This is a genomic window from Oceanobacter mangrovi (assembly GCF_019740315.1).
GTDB classification, from domain to species: domain Bacteria; phylum Pseudomonadota; class Gammaproteobacteria; order Pseudomonadales; family Oceanobacteraceae; genus Oceanobacter; species Oceanobacter mangrovi.
Map to the genome: position 1 here is coordinate 22864 of NZ_JAHXZR010000016.1, position 18450 is coordinate 41313.

19 protein-coding genes are annotated in these 18450 nt (G+C 52.2%); 11 read left to right on the forward strand and 8 right to left on the reverse strand.

The window, feature by feature from the left end; all coding sequences use genetic code 11:
- Positions 1–42: 42 nt before the first annotated feature.
- The gene (locus tag K6123_RS22520) at positions 43–1515 is read right to left on the reverse strand and encodes a RimK family protein (protein ID WP_221801819.1); all 1473 of its coding nucleotides are present in this window, start codon (positions 1513–1515) and stop codon (positions 43–45) included.
- 270 nt (positions 1516–1785) lie between these two features.
- Between K6123_RS22520 and K6123_RS22525 the strand changes: the two genes are divergently transcribed.
- Positions 1786–2889, forward strand: coding sequence for a GNAT family N-acetyltransferase/peptidase C39 family protein (locus K6123_RS22525; RefSeq protein WP_221801820.1), 1104 nt, complete (start codon positions 1786–1788; stop codon positions 2887–2889).
- Between the two features lie 286 nt (positions 2890–3175).
- Here the strand turns inward: K6123_RS22525 and K6123_RS22530 are convergent, their stop codons facing one another.
- From K6123_RS22530 to K6123_RS22550, 5 genes are all read right to left on the reverse strand, one after another.
- A complete protein-coding gene (locus K6123_RS22530; RefSeq protein WP_221801821.1) occupies positions 3176–4480 on the reverse strand; it encodes an NAD(P)/FAD-dependent oxidoreductase in 1305 nt (434 codons plus the stop codon).
- Between the two features lie 123 nt (positions 4481–4603).
- Positions 4604–5737, reverse strand: a complete 1134-nt coding sequence (locus tag K6123_RS22535; RefSeq protein ID WP_221801822.1) for an alginate export family protein — start codon at positions 5735–5737, stop codon at positions 4604–4606.
- A gap of 164 nt (positions 5738–5901) precedes the next feature.
- Positions 5902–6741 carry an ABC transporter ATP-binding protein gene (locus K6123_RS22540; RefSeq protein ID WP_221801824.1) on the reverse strand — a complete coding sequence of 280 codons (840 nt, stop codon included), beginning with the start codon at positions 6739–6741 and terminating at the stop codon, positions 5902–5904.
- A 56-nt stretch (positions 6742–6797) separates the two neighbouring features.
- A complete protein-coding gene (locus tag K6123_RS22545; protein WP_221801826.1) occupies positions 6798–7802 on the reverse strand; it encodes an ABC transporter permease in 1005 nt (334 codons plus the stop codon).
- Between the two features lie 182 nt (positions 7803–7984).
- Complete coding sequence (locus K6123_RS22550) at positions 7985–9370, reverse strand: CmpA/NrtA family ABC transporter substrate-binding protein (RefSeq protein WP_221801827.1); 1386 nt, start codon at positions 9368–9370, stop codon at positions 7985–7987.
- Between the two features lie 673 nt (positions 9371–10043).
- Between K6123_RS22550 and K6123_RS22555 the strand changes: the two genes are divergently transcribed.
- Both K6123_RS22555 and K6123_RS22560 read left to right on the forward strand, forming a co-directional pair.
- Positions 10044–12425 carry a YgiQ family radical SAM protein gene (locus K6123_RS22555; protein WP_221801829.1) on the forward strand — a complete coding sequence of 794 codons (2382 nt, stop codon included), beginning with the start codon at positions 10044–10046 and terminating at the stop codon, positions 12423–12425.
- A gap of 68 nt (positions 12426–12493) precedes the next feature.
- Positions 12494–13000, forward strand: coding sequence for a GNAT family N-acetyltransferase (locus K6123_RS22560; protein ID WP_221801831.1), 507 nt, complete (start codon positions 12494–12496; stop codon positions 12998–13000).
- A gap of 124 nt (positions 13001–13124) precedes the next feature.
- Here K6123_RS22560 and K6123_RS22565 read toward each other — a convergent pair whose 3' ends face one another.
- The gene (locus K6123_RS22565; RefSeq protein WP_221801832.1) at positions 13125–13721 is read right to left on the reverse strand and encodes a phage integrase N-terminal SAM-like domain-containing protein; all 597 of its coding nucleotides are present in this window, start codon (positions 13719–13721) and stop codon (positions 13125–13127) included.
- Positions 13722–14086: 365 nt separating this feature from the next.
- On the opposite strand from K6123_RS22565, the gene K6123_RS22570 reads away from it, so the two are divergent.
- The 8 genes from K6123_RS22570 to K6123_RS22605 all read left to right on the forward strand — a co-directional run bounded on the left by K6123_RS22570 (position 14087) and on the right by K6123_RS22605 (position 18354).
- Entirely contained in the window at positions 14087–14359 is a 273-nt protein-coding gene (locus tag K6123_RS22570) for a hypothetical protein (RefSeq protein WP_221801834.1), read from the forward strand.
- 97 nt (positions 14360–14456) lie between these two features.
- The gene (locus K6123_RS22575) at positions 14457–14987 is read left to right on the forward strand and encodes a hypothetical protein (RefSeq protein WP_221801836.1); all 531 of its coding nucleotides are present in this window, start codon (positions 14457–14459) and stop codon (positions 14985–14987) included.
- A gap of 89 nt (positions 14988–15076) precedes the next feature.
- A complete protein-coding gene (locus K6123_RS22580; protein WP_221801838.1) occupies positions 15077–15364 on the forward strand; it encodes a hypothetical protein in 288 nt (95 codons plus the stop codon).
- A 93-nt stretch (positions 15365–15457) separates the two neighbouring features.
- Positions 15458–15778, forward strand: a complete 321-nt coding sequence (locus K6123_RS22585; RefSeq protein ID WP_221801839.1) for a hypothetical protein — start codon at positions 15458–15460, stop codon at positions 15776–15778.
- A 473-nt stretch (positions 15779–16251) separates the two neighbouring features.
- On the forward strand, positions 16252–16584 hold the full coding sequence (locus tag K6123_RS22590; protein WP_221801842.1) for a hypothetical protein: 333 nt from the start codon (positions 16252–16254) through the stop codon (positions 16582–16584).
- Positions 16585–16687: 103 nt separating this feature from the next.
- Positions 16688–17452, forward strand: a complete 765-nt coding sequence (locus tag K6123_RS22595) for a hypothetical protein (RefSeq protein ID WP_221801844.1) — start codon at positions 16688–16690, stop codon at positions 17450–17452.
- A 91-nt stretch (positions 17453–17543) separates the two neighbouring features.
- Entirely contained in the window at positions 17544–17921 is a 378-nt protein-coding gene (locus K6123_RS22600) for a hypothetical protein (RefSeq protein ID WP_221801845.1), read from the forward strand.
- 79 nt (positions 17922–18000) lie between these two features.
- Positions 18001–18354 carry a hypothetical protein gene (locus K6123_RS22605; RefSeq protein ID WP_221801847.1) on the forward strand — a complete coding sequence of 118 codons (354 nt, stop codon included), beginning with the start codon at positions 18001–18003 and terminating at the stop codon, positions 18352–18354.
- On the opposite strand, the gene K6123_RS22610 is transcribed toward K6123_RS22605, so the two are convergent.
- Positions 18351–18450, reverse strand: a 100-nt coding sequence (locus tag K6123_RS22610) for an IS3 family transposase (protein WP_221799887.1), incomplete at its 5' end; no start/stop codon positions are given. The genes K6123_RS22605 and K6123_RS22610 overlap by 4 nt on opposite strands.

Consider the following 18450-nt stretch of genomic DNA (forward strand, 5'->3'; position numbering starts at 1 on the left):
CTGGTGGATGGTCCCGACAGGTCGGGACCACAGGCGGACGGGTTATTTGTGCTCGTCTTCCATGCGCCGTAAAAACTCCGCCATCACTTCATGGTACAGCGCCGGGCCAAGGGTCAGGTCTTCCACTTCAGAATCGACGCTGGGGTTGTCGTTTACTTCAATCACCACCACACGATCGCCAATCTGCTTCAGATCGACACCGTAGAAACCGTCACCAATCAGCCGGGTCGCCTTCAGGGCAACTTCCAGTACCGGGCCAGGTACCTGCCAGATTGGCATGGTATCGAAGTCGCCGGAATTCACTTGCTCACCACCATGCTGGTAGATCTGCCAGTGGTCTTTCACCATAAAATAGCGGCAGGCGAACAGCGGTTTGTTGTTCAGTACGCCAATACGCCAGTCGAAGTCGGTTGGCAGAAATTCCTGCACCAGCACCAGCGATGAGGTTTTGCGCAGTTTGCGCAGACCATTCTCCAGTTCACTGCGATTCTTGACCTTGCTGACCCCGCGCGAAAAAGATCCATCCGGCGTTTTTAATACCATCGGGTACCCTAACGCCTGTTCCAGATCATCCATAACTGCTTTGGATGCCTGACTGACAATGCGGGTTTCCGGCGTACCAATCTTGTGGTTCTTCAACAGCTCGGCCAGGTACACCTTGTTGGTGCAGCGCAGGATCGAGGTTGGGTCGTCCATCACGATCAGGCCTTCCGCTTCGGCCTTTTTGGCAAAGCGATAGGTGTGGTGATCAATTGCCGTCGTCGCGCGGATAAACAGGCCGTCGTATTCGGCGATACGGGCGTAGTCGCGTTTGGTCACTCGCTCGGCGTGAATCCCCAGGGTTTCAGCAGCATTGATAAAATAATCAATCGCTACGCTGTCACTCGGTGGCATGTCTTCTTTGGGGTCAACCAGAATCGCCAGCTCGTAACGATAGCGCTTGCGCACCTTGGGTTTACGCCACAGCTGGTTGGAGTAGGCATTGACCGCTTCGGCAAAACGCGACTGCGAGGCTTCGCCTTCAACATCTGCCAGTGACAGCACCTTGATCTTGTCGACCTTCCAGCTGCTGCCGCGATGCAGGCTGACTTCCATAATCGGAGCCGGGAAACGCTCGAACAGCTGGTTGCCGAGGGCCGCCAGTTCATTGATGTCACATTGGCCAAAAAACACCCGAAAACTGACTTCATCGCCACTGTCGGTCAGATCGCTGGCCAGACGGTCGAGCGTCACCTCCAGACCTTCCAGTTGCAGTGCCATTAACGATTTACGACGCACGTCGTTAAACACCGTGATTGATGGAATCACGTGGTGGCCGCGAGCTTCTGCCAGCAGCGAGCAATAATAGCCTCGCCCCAGCGCCGAGCTGTTACGACAACAGTTGATGATACGTACCTTGCTGTCGGCATCGTCATTGCCGAGCTGGAGGTACTGTTCAAACGTGATCACATCCTTACTGGGGTAATAGGGTGCCCAGTCGTTCAGGTCATCAACAACGACGTAAAAAGCAGGCATGAGCTAGGTTCCTTGACGAAGCAGATTCAGAAAAAGTTTAGAGCAAAATCGGGGAAGAAAGATCCGGAACGGATCACGCATCTGAAAGAACATCAGACTGGCGCCAATATGCACTGGTGCCGGAGTTGCTGATAGCAAAATTTTCTTGTCATGAAGGCGAAAAAATTATGCTTTGATGGTGCTGCGGAGCTACTAGAATTGGCAGGATTATCCATAATTACGTCTTGTCTAATCGCCTGCCAAGGCGCTGCCAGGAAAACCTCATTCGTTATGTCACTGTTGCTGAGATCCGCTTGTCGGGCCGATCTGGCGTCCTTGTTGGCGCTGGAAAAACTCTGCTTTGATTCTGATCGCTTATCGCGCCGCAGCTTTATCCATTTTATGGATCATGGTCATGCGGAAGTGCTGGTGGCAGAAGAGGCTGGCGAGTTGCTGGGGTATGCGATTGTGATGTTTCGCCGCGGAACCTGGCTGGCGCGAGTCTATTCGCTGGCCGTCAACCCCAATGCCCGTGGCAAAGGCGTTGCGAAAGCCTTGATGGAGGCATCGGAGCAGGCCGCGCGTGATCAGCAATGCCGCTTTATTCGACTGGAAGTCAGCACTCGTAACGAAGCTGCGCTGGGCTTGTACAAGGCCATGGGCTATCGCCATCGGCTGACACTGCCGGAATATTATGAAAACGGCGACGACGGCTGGCGGATGGAAAAAATTCTTCATCGAAATCTGGCCAGCTTGCCGAAACCGACTGCCTATTATGAGCAGACCACCGATTTTACCTGTGGCCCGGCCTGTTTGATGATGGCGCTGAAAACCCTCAACCCCAACTCGCTGATGAACCAGCGTGAGGAGCTGCAAATCTGGCGCGAAGCGACCACGATTTTCATGACCTCCGGTCATGGTGGCTGTTCGCCGTACGGCCTGGCCTTGAGTGCCTTCGAGCGTGGCGCTCAAGTCGCCTTGTATGCCGAACACAATGGCATTCCGTTTGTTGACAGCGTGCGTGACCAGCGCAAGAAGGTTGTGATCGAACGGGTGCATCAGGATTTTCTCGGCCGGCTGCAAGACTCCGACGTGGTAATGCACCATCAGGCCATATCCCGCGAGCAGATCTTGCAGGCGTTAGGGCAGGGCAAGGTATTGCTGATGTTGATCAGCACCTGGCGACTGAACCGCAACAAGGCACCGCACTGGGTGGTGGTAACGGCGGCTGACGACCGCTACGTTTATTTGACGGACCCGGATTTCGACAAGGAACAGGGCCAAAGCCCGACAGACTACGTTGATGTACCGATTGGTCACGATGATTTTATGGCCATGACCCGTTTTGGCCGCCAGCAATTACGGGCAGCCCTGGTGATCGGCAAGGACAAGTAGGTATCCGCGCGTCTGGCATTACCACGCGGTATTTGTTCGGGTAAAACGAAGCGCAATTCGTAGGTTGGATAAACGAGCGCAGCGAGTGCCATCCAACACGGCGTTGTCAGATGGCAGCCGCTTCGCGTCTTTATCTGACCTACAACGCTGCTATTCAACATACCAGGGTCGGGACATGTCCCGACAGCCGCTGTGATGTCATCAAAGCTGTTGTCCAGGCATGCCTGGACCCTACGAAAGCATGATCAACCAGGCAGTTTGGGCCGTGCCCAACGGAGAGGGATTATCAGGCGCTCTCGCACCAGGCTTTGCCAAATACCAGATCGCTGCGAATCTCACTGATATCTGCTTGTTGGCCGAGCAATTCAAAGTACCAGCCGGAATCCATCACATCGCCGACACACAAGACGCCAACGATGCGGTTGTCGCGAATCACCAGCTTTTTATAAACGCCAATGGCGAGATCTTGCAGGTCGATGACGTCGTCGCCGTCTTCCGCTTCAAAACGTCCCATGCTGTGCATGTCGACGCCGGAAACCTTGAGTTTGGTGAGGTGATCTTGTTCGGCGTAGTGCAGCGGCTGGTGTTCGAGTTTGCTGTTGCCATAACGGCGCAACTCTCGCGCCAGGGTTTTCGCCTGTTCCCAGATCGGCGCCACCAGACCATAAGTCGCGCCTTCAAATTCGCAGCATTCGCCAAGGCTGAAGACATCCGGCGCGGAGGTCTGCATCAGGCTATTGACGCAAATCCCCCGGTTGCTGTGAATGCCCGCGGCTCTGGCCAGTTCGGCGTTGGGAATAATGCCGGTGGCGAACACCACCAGGTCGGTTTTCAGCGTTTCGGTAGTGCCGGTTTTACGGACTTCAAATTCGATGGCATTGGCGATGTTATCTTTCTGGCCATTTTCGCGGCTGTTTTCACTGCTATTGCAGAGCTGGGCGTTGATTTTCAGCGGACTGATGCCTGTTCGAACATCAATGCCACGTTGTTCCAGCTCGCGCTGCAAAATGCCGGACGCCACAGCATCCAGCTGGCGGTTCATCAACACTGGATTGCGGTGCATCAGCGTCACCTTGATGCCCTGGGCTTGCAGGCCAACGGCGGCTTCTACTCCCAGCAGGCCAGCGCCAATCACCGTAGCGTGCTGAATATGATCGACCGAAGCCAGCATTGCATCGACGTCTGTCATGGTGCGGAAGCCAAGCACATTGACGGGCAAGGTATCACCATCTGTCCCCGGCATTGATGGAATTGCCGAACGTGAACCGGTTGCCAGCAGCAGGGCATCATAGTCGAACACCTGTCCGGTCTGGCAAATCACCTGACGGTTTTCCGTGTTGATCGACGCGACGGGTGTACTCAGATGTACCTGGATACGACGCTGTTGATACCACAACGAGTTGTGCGGTGTAATCGCTGCGAGGGTGGTTTCACGGGCGAGTAGTGGTGAGAGCATGATGCGGTTGTAATGAGGGATCGCCTCGTCACTGAGCACATGAATGGTCTCGAACGGGTGATCGATACCCAGTTGTTCGAGTACCCGATTAGATGCCATACCATTTCCAATAACGACCAGTGTGTTGGTTGTCATTTCTCTCACTCGCTTGAAATATGTAAAAAGGGCCACTGCATCCTGGATACGGGGAGTGGCCAGAAACCAATCACGACCTTGCGATTGGGAGCATCTCAGCTATTTCGTTATTCAAATCAGACCTCAGAATTTCTTCTGCGCCCAGAGCCACATCTTATCGGTATCGGTACCTGTATCTCCCTTCGAGTACATGGCGCTTTTGATGCCGACAGCTGCGGTTTTACCGATATTTTTGGAGACCAGCAAATCCAGTTCGGAACCCAGATCGGCACCGCCTTCGTCAGCACCAAATTCATGATACATACCCAGCAGCTTGATGCCCTTGATGGTACCGACCGCTTTCAGATATGTATCGGTGAGGCCAGAGGTCGGAGTGGTCAGGAATTTGTCGGCCCAACCATTAAAGGCGTGTTTGGTCGCCAATGAGGTCTGGAAGCCATAGTTGCCGTCGTCACTACCCAATACTTCATGGCCAACGAACACTTTGGCGGCCCCCATTGTGGTACCCAGCTCCAGCGCCAGGTAGCTGGCATCGAACTTGTCGGTCGATTGTTGGGCGTAGCTGGCAGAATACATCAGGCCGCTGACCTTGCCATTCACACTGGCACCGAGGGTGTCGTCTTTAGCATCGGTATCATCGTTTTTAAGCAGATAGCCAAAGCCTGTGAGGGTGAATGCATCGGAAGCTTTCCAGGCAACGTTCAGCAGGTGATCAGTCACATCAACTTCCTGAAACAGGATGCCGTTTACCTGATCCAGATAGGCGTAGGTCAGGCTGACGTTATTGATGCGGTAGTTGAGTTTGATAGCATCGTAGGTCTGTTCGTTTTGACGCCAGCCAACGTTACCAACAAAGCGGGCGTTATCCAGAATAATGCGCTGACGGCCAACAACGGCATCCAGGTCGTCGCTGTTATAGCTGATCTGGGCGCGGTTGATTTCGTTACCCACCGGATCGGCAACCGGGTCATAGCGATTATCCAGAGCCTGATAATCGTCGATAAAGGCATGCACCATTTCGTTTTCGAGCAGCAGCTTGAAGCCCTGGTAATTATCGCTTTCGTAGCCAATACGGGAACGCAAGGTCAATGCTGTCGCGGCGTCAGTACCACCTTCGGTGTCGTTGGTTTCATAACGCAGACGGACGTCGAGCAGCATCTTGCCGCCTTCAATGGCATCCATAATCGAAGCGCTCACAACACCAGGCTGACTTGAGGCCAGAGCGACAGCAGTGAGTAGTAATGACTTGCGAAACATGTACATCTCCTTCATCGATGGTTGTAAAACAAGCTGGCGGGTCTTTTCAGGCCGCACGAAACCCGTCCTGCGACCTCTGTGGTCGCTGGACTGGCAGGGCAGCTGGCCCGTTTTTTTAGTGGTAGTAGTGTTGGACGACGTGACCGTTCAAGAGAATGAAACGATCAGGCGACTTTGGTTTTGGCGTCGCCTTTTGCTTTTCTGGCGTCGGCGATGTGTTCAACTTTTTTTTGCTTTTCATAGAGGAATTGCAACACCTGGCTGCGGTAGTGGTTGTAGCGTGGATCGTCGGCCAGTTCGAGGCGGTTGCGTGGACGTTCCAGTTCAATATCAAGAATTTCACCGATGGTGGCCGCCGGGCCGTTGGTCATCATAACGATGCGGTCGGACAGCAGTACGGCTTCGTCAACATCGTGAGTAATCATAATGACGGTGTTGTTGAGCTCCTTCTGGATCTCCATCAGCGAGTCCTGCAGGTGCGCACGGGTGAGGGCGTCGAGTGCGCCGAATGGCTCATCCATCAGCAAGACGTCGGGTTCCATTGCCAGCGCACGGGCGATACCAACGCGTTGCTTCATGCCGCCGGAAATTTCATCCGGGCGTTTGTGCATGGCGTGATCCATGTGCACCAGATGCAGGTTGTGCTCGATCCATTCTTTCATTTCGGCTTTCGACTTCTTGCCCTGAAACACGGTTTTGACCGCCAGTTCGACGTTCTGATAGGCCGTCAGCCATGGCAGCAGTGAGTGGTTCTGGAATACCACGGCGCGCTCAGGGCCAGGCTCGTTAACTTCCTTACCGTTCAGCACCACGCCGCCTTCGGTGGCTTGCAGCAAGCCAGCCACAATGTTCAGCACGGTGGATTTGCCGCAGCCGGAGTGGCCGATCAGGGAGATGTATTCGCCTTTCTTGATCTTCAGGTTCACATCGCGGAGGGCGCGGAAAGAGCCTTTGGGAGTCTGGAATTCGATACCGCAGCTGGTGATGTCGAGAATTACGCTCATGTTTTTCTCCATTGAGCGGCTCGGCCGCTCAGCTGATTAATTTATAGTCTGGCGTCTTAGCGGATATCTGCTTTCTTGTCCCAGCTCACCGCCTTCTGGATGCTCAGCATCACGCGGTCGAGCAGGAAGCCGATAAAACCAATGGTCAGTACTGCCACCATGATGCGGCCAAGCGAATCGGAAGAACCGTTCTGGAATTCATCCCAGACGAATTTGCCGAGGCCGGGGTTCTGCGCCAGCATTTCTGCCGCGATCAGCACCATCCAGGCGATGCTCAGTGACAACCGCAGACCGGTGAAGATCATCGGAATGGAGGATGGCAACACGATCTTGATGACGTGAGTCATAAAGCTCAGACGCAGCACTTTGGAAACGTTTTGCAGATCCGGTGAAATCGACGCCACGCCTACTGAGGTGTTGATCAGGGTTGGCCACAGCGAGCACAGCATGACGGTGATCATGGAGTTGATGAATGACTTCGGCACGGTTGGGTCGTCAGACACATACAGGGCAGACACCACCATGGTAACCAGTGGCAGCCAGGCCAGTGGCGATACCGGTTTGAAAATCTGGATGACCGGGTTAAACGCGGCGTTCAGGGTTGGGCTCAGGCCGGTCAGAATGCCCAGTGGAATGGCAATCAGGGAAGCCAGCACAAAGCCGGACAGTACAGTGATCAGGCTGGTGCCGATCTGGTCGAAGTAAGTTGGCTTGCCGGTGTAAGGGCGAATTTTCGCTTCGTAGTTCGGGTCCTGCGCCAGTCGTGCGGCGTTGCGTTCTTCCTGACGCTGGTAGAAGGCGTCGGCCTTGTCGCGTTCTTCGTAGTGTTCGGCGATCAGGCCTTTGGCTTGTTCGTAAACGTCGGATGGGCCAGGAAAGTTGCCCAGTGAGGTTTCAATGTTGCTGGCCGCGGCGTGCCAGATCATCAGGAACACCAGAATTCCAGCCAGCGGTACGCCGATGGCTTTGATGATGACCTGAATGTTGTGGGCAACGTCGTCGCCTTTGGCGATTTTTACCATGGGCTCGATCCAGCTGATGTTGGCCAATGCAATGTTCATATTTCTCTCCTGCAGCGGGAAAGTCCCGCCGGGCAGTGTGGTGGCAGAGCGGTGAGGCCGCTCACATCGCCCGGTTTTGGGGTTAGGGTTTTGGGTTGATCCATTCGCGGGAATGGATCGGTTCAGTCCTGGTGTTTTCTATGCCATATAGATCCCGGGGCAAGCCCGGGATGACCTGCGGATCAAATCTTGTCTGCACCTTTCAGACCGATCTTGAACTTGTTGAGGTACTCGTTGGGCTTGCTGCCGTCGTAGGTTACACCGTCGATAAACTGGGTCTGTGGTGCCTTGAAGCCGGTTTCGGTGGCGAAATCCGGGAAGTCTTTTGCCTGTACCTTGCCTTCAGCAATCAGCTCTTTGGCAGCGCTGGCATAGATGTCCGGGCGATACACTTTTTTGGCGGTGTCCATGTACCAGCTGTCTGGCTTCTGTTCGGCGATCTGGCCCCAGCGACGCATTTGGGTCAGGTACCAGATGGCGTCGGAGTAGTAGGGGTAAGTGGCGTTGTGACGGAAGAAAACGTTGAAGTCAGGTACTTCGCGCTTGTCGCCTTTTTCATACTCGAAGGTGCCGGTCATGGAGTTGGCGATGACGTCGTAATCCGCGCCCACATAAGCTGGCTTGGACAGAATCTTCACGGCTTCCGGGCGGTTGCCGTTGTTGTTGGCATCCAGCCACTGGGCCGCACGAATCAGCGCCTTGACCACTTTCTTGTGGGTGATCGGGTATTTGTCAGCCCAGGCTTTCGATACACCAAAAACTTTTTCCGGGTTGTCTTTCCAGATTTCGTAGTCGGTGATGACGGGCACGCCAATGCCCTTGAATACGGCTTGCTGGTTCCAGGGTTCACCAACGCAATAACCATAAATGGTGCCGGCCTCCAGCGTGGCTGGCATTTGTGGTGGCGGTGTTACTGACAGCAGCGCGTCGGCACTGATCTGGCCGGAGGTGTCGCCTTTGGCTGGGGCGTAATAACCCGGGTTGATGCCACCGGCAGCAAGCCAATAACGCAGCTCATAGTTGTGGGTGGAAACCGGGAACACCATGCCCATGTTGAACGGCTTGCCTTCTTTCTTGTACTTGTCGACCACGGGCTTGAGGTAGTCAGCCTTGATAGGGTGTACTGGTTTGCCGTTGGCGTCTTTCGGAATGTGCGGTTTCATCTGTTCCCAAATGTCGTTGGAAACCGTGATGCCGTTGCCGTTCAGGTCCATGGAGAAGGCAGTAATGATGTGGGCCTGGGTACCAAAACCAATGGTTGCGCCGAGCGGCTGACCTGCCAGCATATGAGCGCCGTCGAGCTGGCCATCGATCACGCGGTCGAGCAGCACTTTCCAGTTGGCCTGGGCTTCCAGGGTGACGTATAGACCTTCGTCCTCGAAGTAGCCTTTTTCATAGGCAATCGCGAGAGGGGCCATGTCGGTCAGTTTGATAAAGCCGAATTTCAGTTCTTCCTTCTCGGCGTATTCCACGGCGCTGGCCAGTGGGGCAGACAGGGTGGCCAGACCGGTTGCTACGACTGCTACGCTTTTCAACAGGCTGCGGCGCAGCTGGTTAATTCCTCGCATGGTGCGTCCTCTCTCGGTAAAAAAATTCAGGCCAAAAAAAAGGCGCCTGCAACGAAAACGTTGCAGGCGCCTTTGCCTGATTCGGATTGTGTGGTGAACGCAATCGACTGTGATGCGCTCTACCGGAAAATTGTGTCGCCCGCCATTGGGCTGTTAATTCCCCTAATACAAGTCATGTGCCAATAATCCGGCTAGCCGCCCTGCTTGTCGGCTGGTGTTGCTGAGCTGGTCGGCCTTTGTGATTCATGATCTGGCTTGGGGTGAATGGGCTTTGAGGCATTAATTTCCTTTAAAAATAATATCTTATAAGCCAGGATGAGCTGTTTTTGGGTTGTTTCTGAGCTGTTGTTTGGTCGGGCTTTGAGTCTTTGTAGCGGCTGACAATTTCGACAAAGATTGCGACCGGGCAGCAAAATTCCGTTTGCTGTTGTTGGTAACTATCTGTGCGTCGGTCGCTTTTGGCATTAGTCCGGCATGGCTTTGGTGCGTGCAAAATGAGCGCTTGCACAGCCAGTGTGCAATTTTTATCGACCAATCTGCGATTGAATGATGGAAATTCCGAGTTTTTTGCTTGGTTATTCTTTAGTCGGACGCCGGTTTTTGGGACAATAGGCCGCTTTCACTGTGGCGATCTGGCCGCAGTCATCTCCGTGATACCAAGAGCCTGTTTTCCATGTCTCCACAATTGCCAATTCAGAAGCCGGTGACTGACGAAGTCCCGCACCTGTTTTCTCATCATCCGTACTGGGCTGAATGCTTTGGTACCGCGCCGTTCCTGCCGATGTCGCGCGAGGAAATGGATCAGCTGGGTTGGGACAGTTGCGATGTGATTCTGGTCAACGGCGATGCCTACGTCGACCATCCGAGCTTCGGCGTAGCGGTGATTGGCCGGTTGCTGGAAAGCCAGGGCTTCCGGGTCGGGGTGATCTGCCAGCCAGACTGGAACAACCCGCAGGAGTTTATGAAGCTCGGCAAGCCGAACCTCTATTTTGGCGTGTCGGCAGGCAACATGGACTCGCTGATCAACAAATACACCGCCGACCTCAAGGTGCGCTCGGAAGATGCCTATACCCCCCACGGCACGCCGGACAAGCGCCCGGACCGCGCGGTGATTGTGTATTCGCAGAAAATTCGTGAAGTCTATAAAGACGTGCCGATTGTGGTGGGCGGTATTGAAGCCAGCCTGCGCCGGATCGCCCAGTACGATTACTGGAGTGATCAGGTGCGTCGTTCGGTTCTGATCGACTCCGGTGCCGACCTGCTGCTGTACGGCAACGCCGAGCGGGCGCTGGTGGACGTGACTCATCAGCTGGCCGAAGGCCGCAAGATCGAAGATATTATCGACGTTCGCGGCACTGCCTTTGTGCGCGACCTGCCGCCAGCAGGCTGGACTGAAATTGACTCCACTCGTATCGATTGGCCCGGCCATATCGACCTGCTGCCAAATCCGTATGAGATGAAAGAAGCCAATACTGATTCTTGTGCGTCTGATCAGCAGTCGAAAGAAGAGGGCGTCGACCCGGACGTGATGCCGGTGAAAATCGTGCCGATGCCGTTGCAACGCAAGGTCGAGCACGACAACGCCACCACCTACATTCGCTTGCCGTCGTTCGAGAAAGTTCGTAATGACAGCGCGTTATACGCTCATGCCTCACGGGTGCTGCACCAGGAATCCAACCCCTATAACGCCCGTCCGTTAATCCAGAAACACGCCAGCAAGGAAGTGTGGATCAATCCACCTCCAATCCCGCTGGAAACCGACGAAATGGATTCCGTCTTTGCGTTGCCATATCAGCGCATTGCGCACCCAAGCTATGGCGAAGCTCGTATTCCGGCCTACGAGATGATCCGCTTCTCGGTCAACATCATGCGTGGCTGCTTTGGTGGCTGTACCTTCTGTTCGATTACCGAACACGAAGGTCGCATTATCCAGAGCCGTTCCGAAGACAGTATTATTCGTGAGATCGAAGAAATCCGCGACAAGGTACCCGGCTTTACCGGCACCATCTCTGACCTGGGCGGCCCAACCGCCAACATGTACATGCTGACCTGCAAGAGTCCGACCATTCTGAAGAACTGTCGGCGCTTGTCGTGCGTGTTCCCGGGTATCTGTAAAAACCTCGAAACCAGCCACAAACACACCACCGCGCTGTATCGCCGCGCCCGTGACCTGCCGGGCGTTAAACGGATTGCCATTGCTTCCGGCCTGCGTTACGACCTGGCGGTGGAAGATCCGGAATACGTCCGTGAACTGGTGACCCACCACGTCGGTGGTTTGCTGAAAATCGCTCCGGAACACACTGAACAAAACGTGCTGAACAAAATGATGAAGCCGGGCATGGGCACCTATGACCGCTTCAAGAAAATGTTCGACAAGTTCTCCAAAGAAGCGGGCAAGGAACAGTATCTGATTCCGTACTTTATCGCCGCCCACCCGGGTAGCGACAGCACCGAAATGATGAACCTGGCGCTGTGGCTGAAGCGCAACAAGATGCGGGTAGACCAGGTGCAAACCTTCTATCCGTCACCGATGTCGCTGGCAACGGCCATGTACCACTCCGAGCGGAACCCGCTCAGCCGCATGAGCTACAAGTCGCCGAAGATGCACATCGCCCGCGACATCAATGAGCGACGGGTGCAAAAAGCCTTCCTGCGTTACCACGACGAACGTAACTGGCCAGTGCTGCGGGAAGAGCTGCGCAAGCTTGGTCGCCACGACCTGATCGGCAAGGGTGCCAACGCCCTGATTCCGGATGAAGATTCTTCGGCGGGTCATAACCCGCGCCCGGGTTTCAAGGCCAAAGGTCGCGGTAACAGCAATGGCAATGGAAACAGCAGCGGAAACAGCAAGAGTCATGGCAGTGGCCAGCAGAAATCTGGCGGCCAGACAAACGGCCTGAAGGGCGGCCGAGGTACACCGGGCAAAACCCACAAGGGCGGCGTCAAGAAAGACACTCCCGTCAACGCCCAGAACCCGGCTGGCCAGAGCAACAAGCCCGCGGCATCCAGACCTGGCACAGCCAAACCCGCCAAGCGCGTACGCAAACTGAAATAAACCAGCGGCAGTGGGGCAGCGATCCTGCTGCCCGCCCATTTGGGCACAGAATCGTTTTAGGTAAAAACATGTCTGTCACTGCAATTCAAACCGGCCACTGGGCCGACATCATGGAAATCCAGCAGCACTGCTACCGTGAAGTTGAGCCCGAATCCTTGCAGGCGCTGCAAAGCAAATGGCATCACTCGCCACACTGTTGTTTTACCTTGCTGCAAAACGACAAGCCGCAAGCCTACTTGTTAGCCCATGAGTGGTCTGGCGAACAACCTCCCAAACTGAACAAGCCGCTGGCCGCCAAGGCTGCTGATCCTGCAGCCAACGCCCAAAAGCGCAAAACCCAGTGGTACTTGCACGACCTGGCGATTTCCCCCAGCGCCGCTGGCAAAGGCATTGGCCGCCGTATGGTCGAACACTTCCTGCAACAAGCCGAAAAGCATCGTTGCGATCAGGTGTTATTGGTTTCAGTGCAGGATTCCGCCGGCTTCTGGCAGAAATTCGGCTTTGAAGAACAGCCCGATAATCCTCCCTGTGACAGTTATGGTGAACAGGCGGTGACGATGAAGCTGGAGATGTGAGTCCAGCTAGCACTGCTAGGATACGCTGATTGCTCGGGAGTGCGGGCGACCCGCCCGCATCCCGGCGGTTATGCAGGTAAATGGGTTAAGTAAGCTATCTCCGTACCCGCAAAATACTGGCCGATCAAATGGGTATAAATCTGCGTGGTCGAAACGTCTGAATCTCTATGGCACTGGCCATGGCGGCTTCAATATTCCCCTGAAGTGAAGGAGAAAGGATCGTTACCCGATCTTTGTCGCCTTTACCGCTGTGTACGGTCAGGGCTCGACGCGAAAAATCGAAATCCTTGATTCTCAGGCGTAAACATTCCGAAATCCGCAAACCTGACCCAAACAGGAGAGAGGATATCAGCCGATCCCGGTTGTTCTTCACTGCCAGAATTCGCCCGACCTCCTGCGATGAAATCACTACCGGCAACTTGGCGGGCTTGTTGGCATGCTGAAACCCCAGATCACCCAGAGGCGACTCCAGATAAGTGTTATAGAGAAAAGCCAGTGCATTTAGAGCCAGCTTCTGGGTATTCACCGAGACATGGCGGTCATTCGCCAGAAATCCCAGAAACTGCACCACCTCAGCAGCGCCCATATCTTTGGGATGCCTGAGTTTCTGGTAGCGAATAAAAAACCGAATCCAGTAAACATAGGTTTTCTCGGTGCTGAGGCTATACCCACGAGTGCGCATGAAGCGACGAATGTCATTGAGAAAGGGGCTGGAAGTCATTGATCGCTCCTTGATCAAAGCTGTATGTATGTACAGCTTTGATCAAGGTGTGAGAAAATCAATGCGCACTTTTCCAACGGGCTTGCGCGCTTTCCCGGGCACTGTTACGGTTAAGGTCTTGATACATGGACGGTTATTGCGCAGGTTTACAGATTAGTGCGCAATGCGAACCGGAGTTAATGCGCAGCCTGCCCGGCCAGACTTGCTTTCTCAGAATGGATTGATCTGGAAATGGACTTTACACCCCGTCTTTCAAAGAGTTACTGCACCTTTCCAGAAACTGGATTACCCAGAAAGCGCGCATGCGCACTAATAAACTGTTATAAGCCATGAAGAGAAAGTGCCAAGAATGCGGTGATCAATCAGTGAAGCTTGATTTAATAGGTTTCAAGAACAGGTTGGTTTGCGAAAGTTGTTTTGCACAGTACGAGATGACGAGTGGCCAAAAATGGCTGGTTTCATTTGGTAGCGCATTTTTTGCGTCTGCTGCAATCTATGCAGGCTTTCTTGCACAAAGCTGGTTTGTATTCTTTTTTATAGGTTTAGGCTTCCCGTTGGCTCTGCATATTTTCGTCGAAAAGTACGCAAAGTTAAAACTAGTGGGTATTAAAGGTATGTTGCGTGCCAAAGGCTTATAACAAGCCGCTCAAATTCGTTCCGGCCACAAAAGGCGTGGCCTCCACCGGACTCTCTAACGCTCGCCGTTTAGCGGGGCGTTACGTTGCAAGGTGAAGTATGAAGCAAGCATCACGGTTTATGCCAAAGTACGAACCTAGAAAGGCAAGCAAGCATGCGTTAATTGCTTTTTTGGCGATAGCGGTAGCAATCGTTATTTATCAGCCTTGGTATCTGCTAGTGATTGCAGGAATAGCGTTGTTAGTAATAGTTTGGAGCGGTATAGATCAGCCTAAAGTAGAGAGACATTTTCAAAGTTTATGCAAAGATCGTAGTGGTTTATCTATCTGTGAATTTGCCAGGGAATTTGATCCAAAGGTTGTAGATACTTGGATTATCCGAGCAGTCTATGAGCAGCTCCAAGCAGCGCTTCCAACAAAGCAAAATGTTCCTATAAAGGCTTCTGATAGTTTGTTCGATACATTGATGCTTGACGAAGATGATCTCGATCTGGAATTAGTTGAGGAAATTGCGCAACGAACTAGCCGGAGCCTTGAAGGCTACGAAAGTAACCCTTACTACGGCAAGGTAACAACGGCACGAAACTTGGTGCTATTTTTTAATCATCAGGCTCGTGCCAATGCAACGTAACAAGCCGCTTAAATTCGTTCCGGCCACAAAAAGCGTGGCCTCCACCGGACTCGCTACCGCTCGCCGTTTAGCGGGGCGTTATACGTAATATGGCATCGAAGAAATCAGCATTAGAACAAGCAGCAGGAAAACTAATTTCAGCCATTCAACGGGAATGGGGTAAGGAGCTTGGTGAATCTGTTGCTGAAGTAAGCGAATGTGTCATGGATAAAGGGCATGATCTACTTCGGGCGTCAAAGGAAAGAGAAGTGCGTTGTATCCTAGGTGGGCTTAGCGTAACCCAATATTTAGGGGAACTCTGGGTTTACAGGCATCCCGAAGTTAAGGAATTAATAGCTCAATTTGAAAGGGAGCTTGAAGCAAGTGAAAGCGTATAACAATGGCCTGATGTTCGCCGCTATCGCGGCTGGGACCTCCACTGCGCTGGCGCTCCGTTCCGGCCCCATAGGCGGGCGTTATATGGACGAAGCATGGAAAATCAATTAACCCGCGGAGAAGGTAAGCGAGTAATGTATGTCGAGAACAAAGAAGGCAGCATTGATGAATTCGCTGCGCACATTGGTTGGGTTACCTTCTCCAAAACTGGTAAAACTGTTTACTATAAAAATAAAGTGCTAAATCGAATCAAAGGTGGCGGTATATCCGGGAACCACATGGACGAAGCTACTGGGAAGGAATATTGGGTTTCTGGTATTAAGAAGCGTGGCTCAAACACACACTGGGCAGAATCTACCGCCGTAAAAATCGACGATGATGCCAGAGAAGAATATGAACGCATCATCAATAGTTAATCCATATAACAAGCGCATGTTATTCAGCCGCTGCGCGGCTTTGGACCTCCTTTCAGTCGGCCCCAAATGCGGGCGTTATATGCCAAATGGAGTGTTCTAATGGATTTCGGTGTTCGTGAAGGTGTGGCTGGATTTTTATTGTTTATTCACTTCTGCATTGCCTTCATGTTGACCATAGAGCTAAATAATATTTTAATTTTTCAAAGCCTAAGAAATTCATGTGGTATTTGTTTGTCTGGTTAGTCCCTTTCATAGGATCTGCCTTAGCACATAAACACTTCAAAATCGGATGGGCAAAGGGAAGTGGAAGTGGCAGTGGAAATGATGGTGGCTTTGGAGGATATGATGGCTGAATTAAAGAAAAAGCATATAACAAAAAATTCAAGTCGCCCGCAAGCGGGCTGGGACCTTCAAAGCTTCGCTTTTTCGGCCCCTTAATTGAGCGTTAGTGCTACCACATCAAGGAGATAAATATGAGTGGAATAGTTGAGTACATGGAAGAACAGGAAACAAGGAAAGCCCTGGTCTCTGTTCTTCAATATTTGCTTGATTCAGACATGATCGAGGATGATCGTGCGCAAGGAATAATTCGCCAAATTATTGGTGAGGGAACCTTAGATAATCTTTCAGATAAGCAGATTTATCGTTATGAGCAAGATGTCCTTCATCTAGTAGAAGTAGGCTGTGACGGGCATTGTGATGGAATGATTGATATCCATGATTTAGAAAATGCTTATTTAAGAGAGATGGAGCTGGGTGGTCTGTATTGCCAACATTGTATGTATGATATCGAAAACCAGCACTAACAAGCCCCTTAAATTCGTTCTGGCCACAAAAGGCGTGGCCTCCACCGGACTCGCTAACGCTCGCCGTTTAGCGGAGCGTTATAAGCTCGATAGGAGGTCATTAATGAGTGCTAGCTGGAAGCTGTTTGTCACGATCTTGTATATTGTGTATTCGTCGGTTGTCTTTTCAGCTGAAATAGAGTCGTTTCCTTCTGGCGCCGAAAAGTTGCTCCCCACCGTGCCGACGAGCTTCAAGACCTATACGCCATACGCTATCAACTACTCCCCTGAGTGGCTTGGTAGTAACATCTTGTTCTTGGCTCCTGAGCTATCCGGCCATGCAAGCGTTTTTAAGAGTTCTCCAGAGCAAGACGGATTTTCAGTCAAGTTTCAACTAGATAGAACGGAATTCGTCGTATCGTTTGATGGAGGTGCCAGCGAAGACCCCGGGTTTCTCGTGGAATCCTCAAAGTTGAGGGAGTCAGCAGTGCTTGGTGGTGAAACTCTTTATATTTCGTCATCGGGTCACTTTTATTCGGTAGCCAGATCAAACGAAGATTTCGAGGTTAGACGGAAATACGTTGTTCGCAATGGAGAGCTAGAGGAGGTTCTGCAGCCGTTTTATTCTGTGAATATGGACTGCACCGCATCAGAAGACATCATACTCTTTCAAATGGAATGTGACGGTGGCGAGGAAGTCGCGCGCATTCCAAAGGATGGAACGGTGCGCGTCTTGGCTCGATCTACGAAAAATGGATGCCAAAGGGAAGGTGGGCAATATCTAGTTTTGACGCCATTTGGTTTGCTTGGCTGGGTCACGTCCACTGCTGGGTACCTGCATTTCTCGGAAGGAAAACCGTTAAGTTGTTTGAATTATCATGGTGACTAGTCGAGAGCGCTCTAACCATCCACTCAACCGGACGCTCCTTTCGTCGCGCCGGTTAGCGGCACGTTATGTTTTTTGAGGGTGGCTGATAAATATGGGAAAGTGGGACACGGCAATAATCAAGAGTGTGTTTTGGCCTGCATTTCTTATCCTTGTCTACGCCGTTTATGAAATAGGTATTCCTGAAGATTTAGATAGCCTAGCGGGGCTAGGAATGTTTTCTTTGTTATTCTTGGGGGTATATCTAGTTTTCTCAATAATTGGTTGGTTGTTATTTGGGCTACCAATTCATTGGCTAATTTGTAGGTACGGCAGCGGTAGCTATTTTCTATATATTGGCGCAGCCATACTGTTCACTTTGGGGGTGTATTGTTTTTCTGGGGTAGCCGAAGCAGCGTTTATCTATGGCTTTGTTGCTTTAATTCAGGCATTAATATTCAAATACTATGTGCACAAACAACCACAAACATAACAAGTAAAGCAAGCGGGACGCCTGCTGCGCAGCAGCCCCTTCTTTGGGCGTTAAGCAATAATTTTGGGGTTATTTATAAGTGAAGGCATCTCAATCAGTAATTATTATTCTACTTGTCGCGAACTTGGTGGCAACGGTGTGGTTTGGTTTAAATGACCGTGTCACAAGTACACTGTCTGTTTCTGAAAAGGCCGCTGAACATGAATTGCCATCTGTTGTTAATTCTGAAGAAAGATCGCGGTTATATGCGCAGTTCGCGAAAGCTTTCAACGCTCAGGATTATAGCGCCCTATATAACATGTTTGGTCCGGCGGCTAGAGCTCAATTTTCTAGAGAGTCAGCAGATGCGGAATTTATAAAGCTTAATAAATATTTTGGGTCAGTAAAGGACGGGGCTTTTACCTGTTCTGGTCAACAAAACCGGACACATTAATTTGCTAATTTCTCGTACTCCACCGGTGATAAATCACCGTTCGTAGAGTGCAGTCGATCCAGGTTGTAGTACTTCATGTAAGCCGCGACATCCTGC

Excerpts from the sequence above, each read along its gene's own strand:
- K6123_RS22590 (WP_221801842.1), top strand. The coding sequence starts at position 16,252 with ATGAGTGGAATAGTTGAGTACATGGAAGAACAGGAAACAAGGAAAGCC.
- K6123_RS22555 (WP_221801829.1), top strand. The coding sequence starts at position 10,044 with ATGTCTCCACAATTGCCAATTCAGAAGCCGGTGACTGACGAAGTCCCG.
- K6123_RS22565 (WP_221801832.1), bottom strand. The coding sequence starts at position 13,721 with ATGACTTCCAGCCCCTTTCTCAATGACATTCGTCGCTTCATGCGCACT.
- K6123_RS22560 (WP_221801831.1), top strand. The coding sequence starts at position 12,494 with ATGTCTGTCACTGCAATTCAAACCGGCCACTGGGCCGACATCATGGAA.
- K6123_RS22520 (WP_221801819.1), bottom strand. The coding sequence starts at position 1,515 with ATGCCTGCTTTTTACGTCGTTGTTGATGACCTGAACGACTGGGCACCC.
- K6123_RS22525 (WP_221801820.1), top strand. The coding sequence starts at position 1,786 with ATGTCACTGTTGCTGAGATCCGCTTGTCGGGCCGATCTGGCGTCCTTG.
- K6123_RS22550 (WP_221801827.1), bottom strand. The coding sequence starts at position 9,370 with ATGCGAGGAATTAACCAGCTGCGCCGCAGCCTGTTGAAAAGCGTAGCA.
- K6123_RS22585 (WP_221801839.1), top strand. The coding sequence starts at position 15,458 with ATGGAAAATCAATTAACCCGCGGAGAAGGTAAGCGAGTAATGTATGTC.
- K6123_RS22535 (WP_221801822.1), bottom strand. The coding sequence starts at position 5,737 with ATGTTTCGCAAGTCATTACTACTCACTGCTGTCGCTCTGGCCTCAAGT.
- K6123_RS22530 (WP_221801821.1), bottom strand. The coding sequence starts at position 4,480 with ATGACAACCAACACACTGGTCGTTATTGGAAATGGTATGGCATCTAAT.
- K6123_RS22545 (WP_221801826.1), bottom strand. The coding sequence starts at position 7,802 with ATGAACATTGCATTGGCCAACATCAGCTGGATCGAGCCCATGGTAAAA.
- K6123_RS22540 (WP_221801824.1), bottom strand. The coding sequence starts at position 6,741 with ATGAGCGTAATTCTCGACATCACCAGCTGCGGTATCGAATTCCAGACT.
- K6123_RS22580 (WP_221801838.1), top strand. The coding sequence starts at position 15,077 with ATGGCATCGAAGAAATCAGCATTAGAACAAGCAGCAGGAAAACTAATT.
- K6123_RS22575 (WP_221801836.1), top strand. The coding sequence starts at position 14,457 with ATGAAGCAAGCATCACGGTTTATGCCAAAGTACGAACCTAGAAAGGCA.
- K6123_RS22595 (WP_221801844.1), top strand. The coding sequence starts at position 16,688 with ATGAGTGCTAGCTGGAAGCTGTTTGTCACGATCTTGTATATTGTGTAT.
- K6123_RS22600 (WP_221801845.1), top strand. The coding sequence starts at position 17,544 with ATGGGAAAGTGGGACACGGCAATAATCAAGAGTGTGTTTTGGCCTGCA.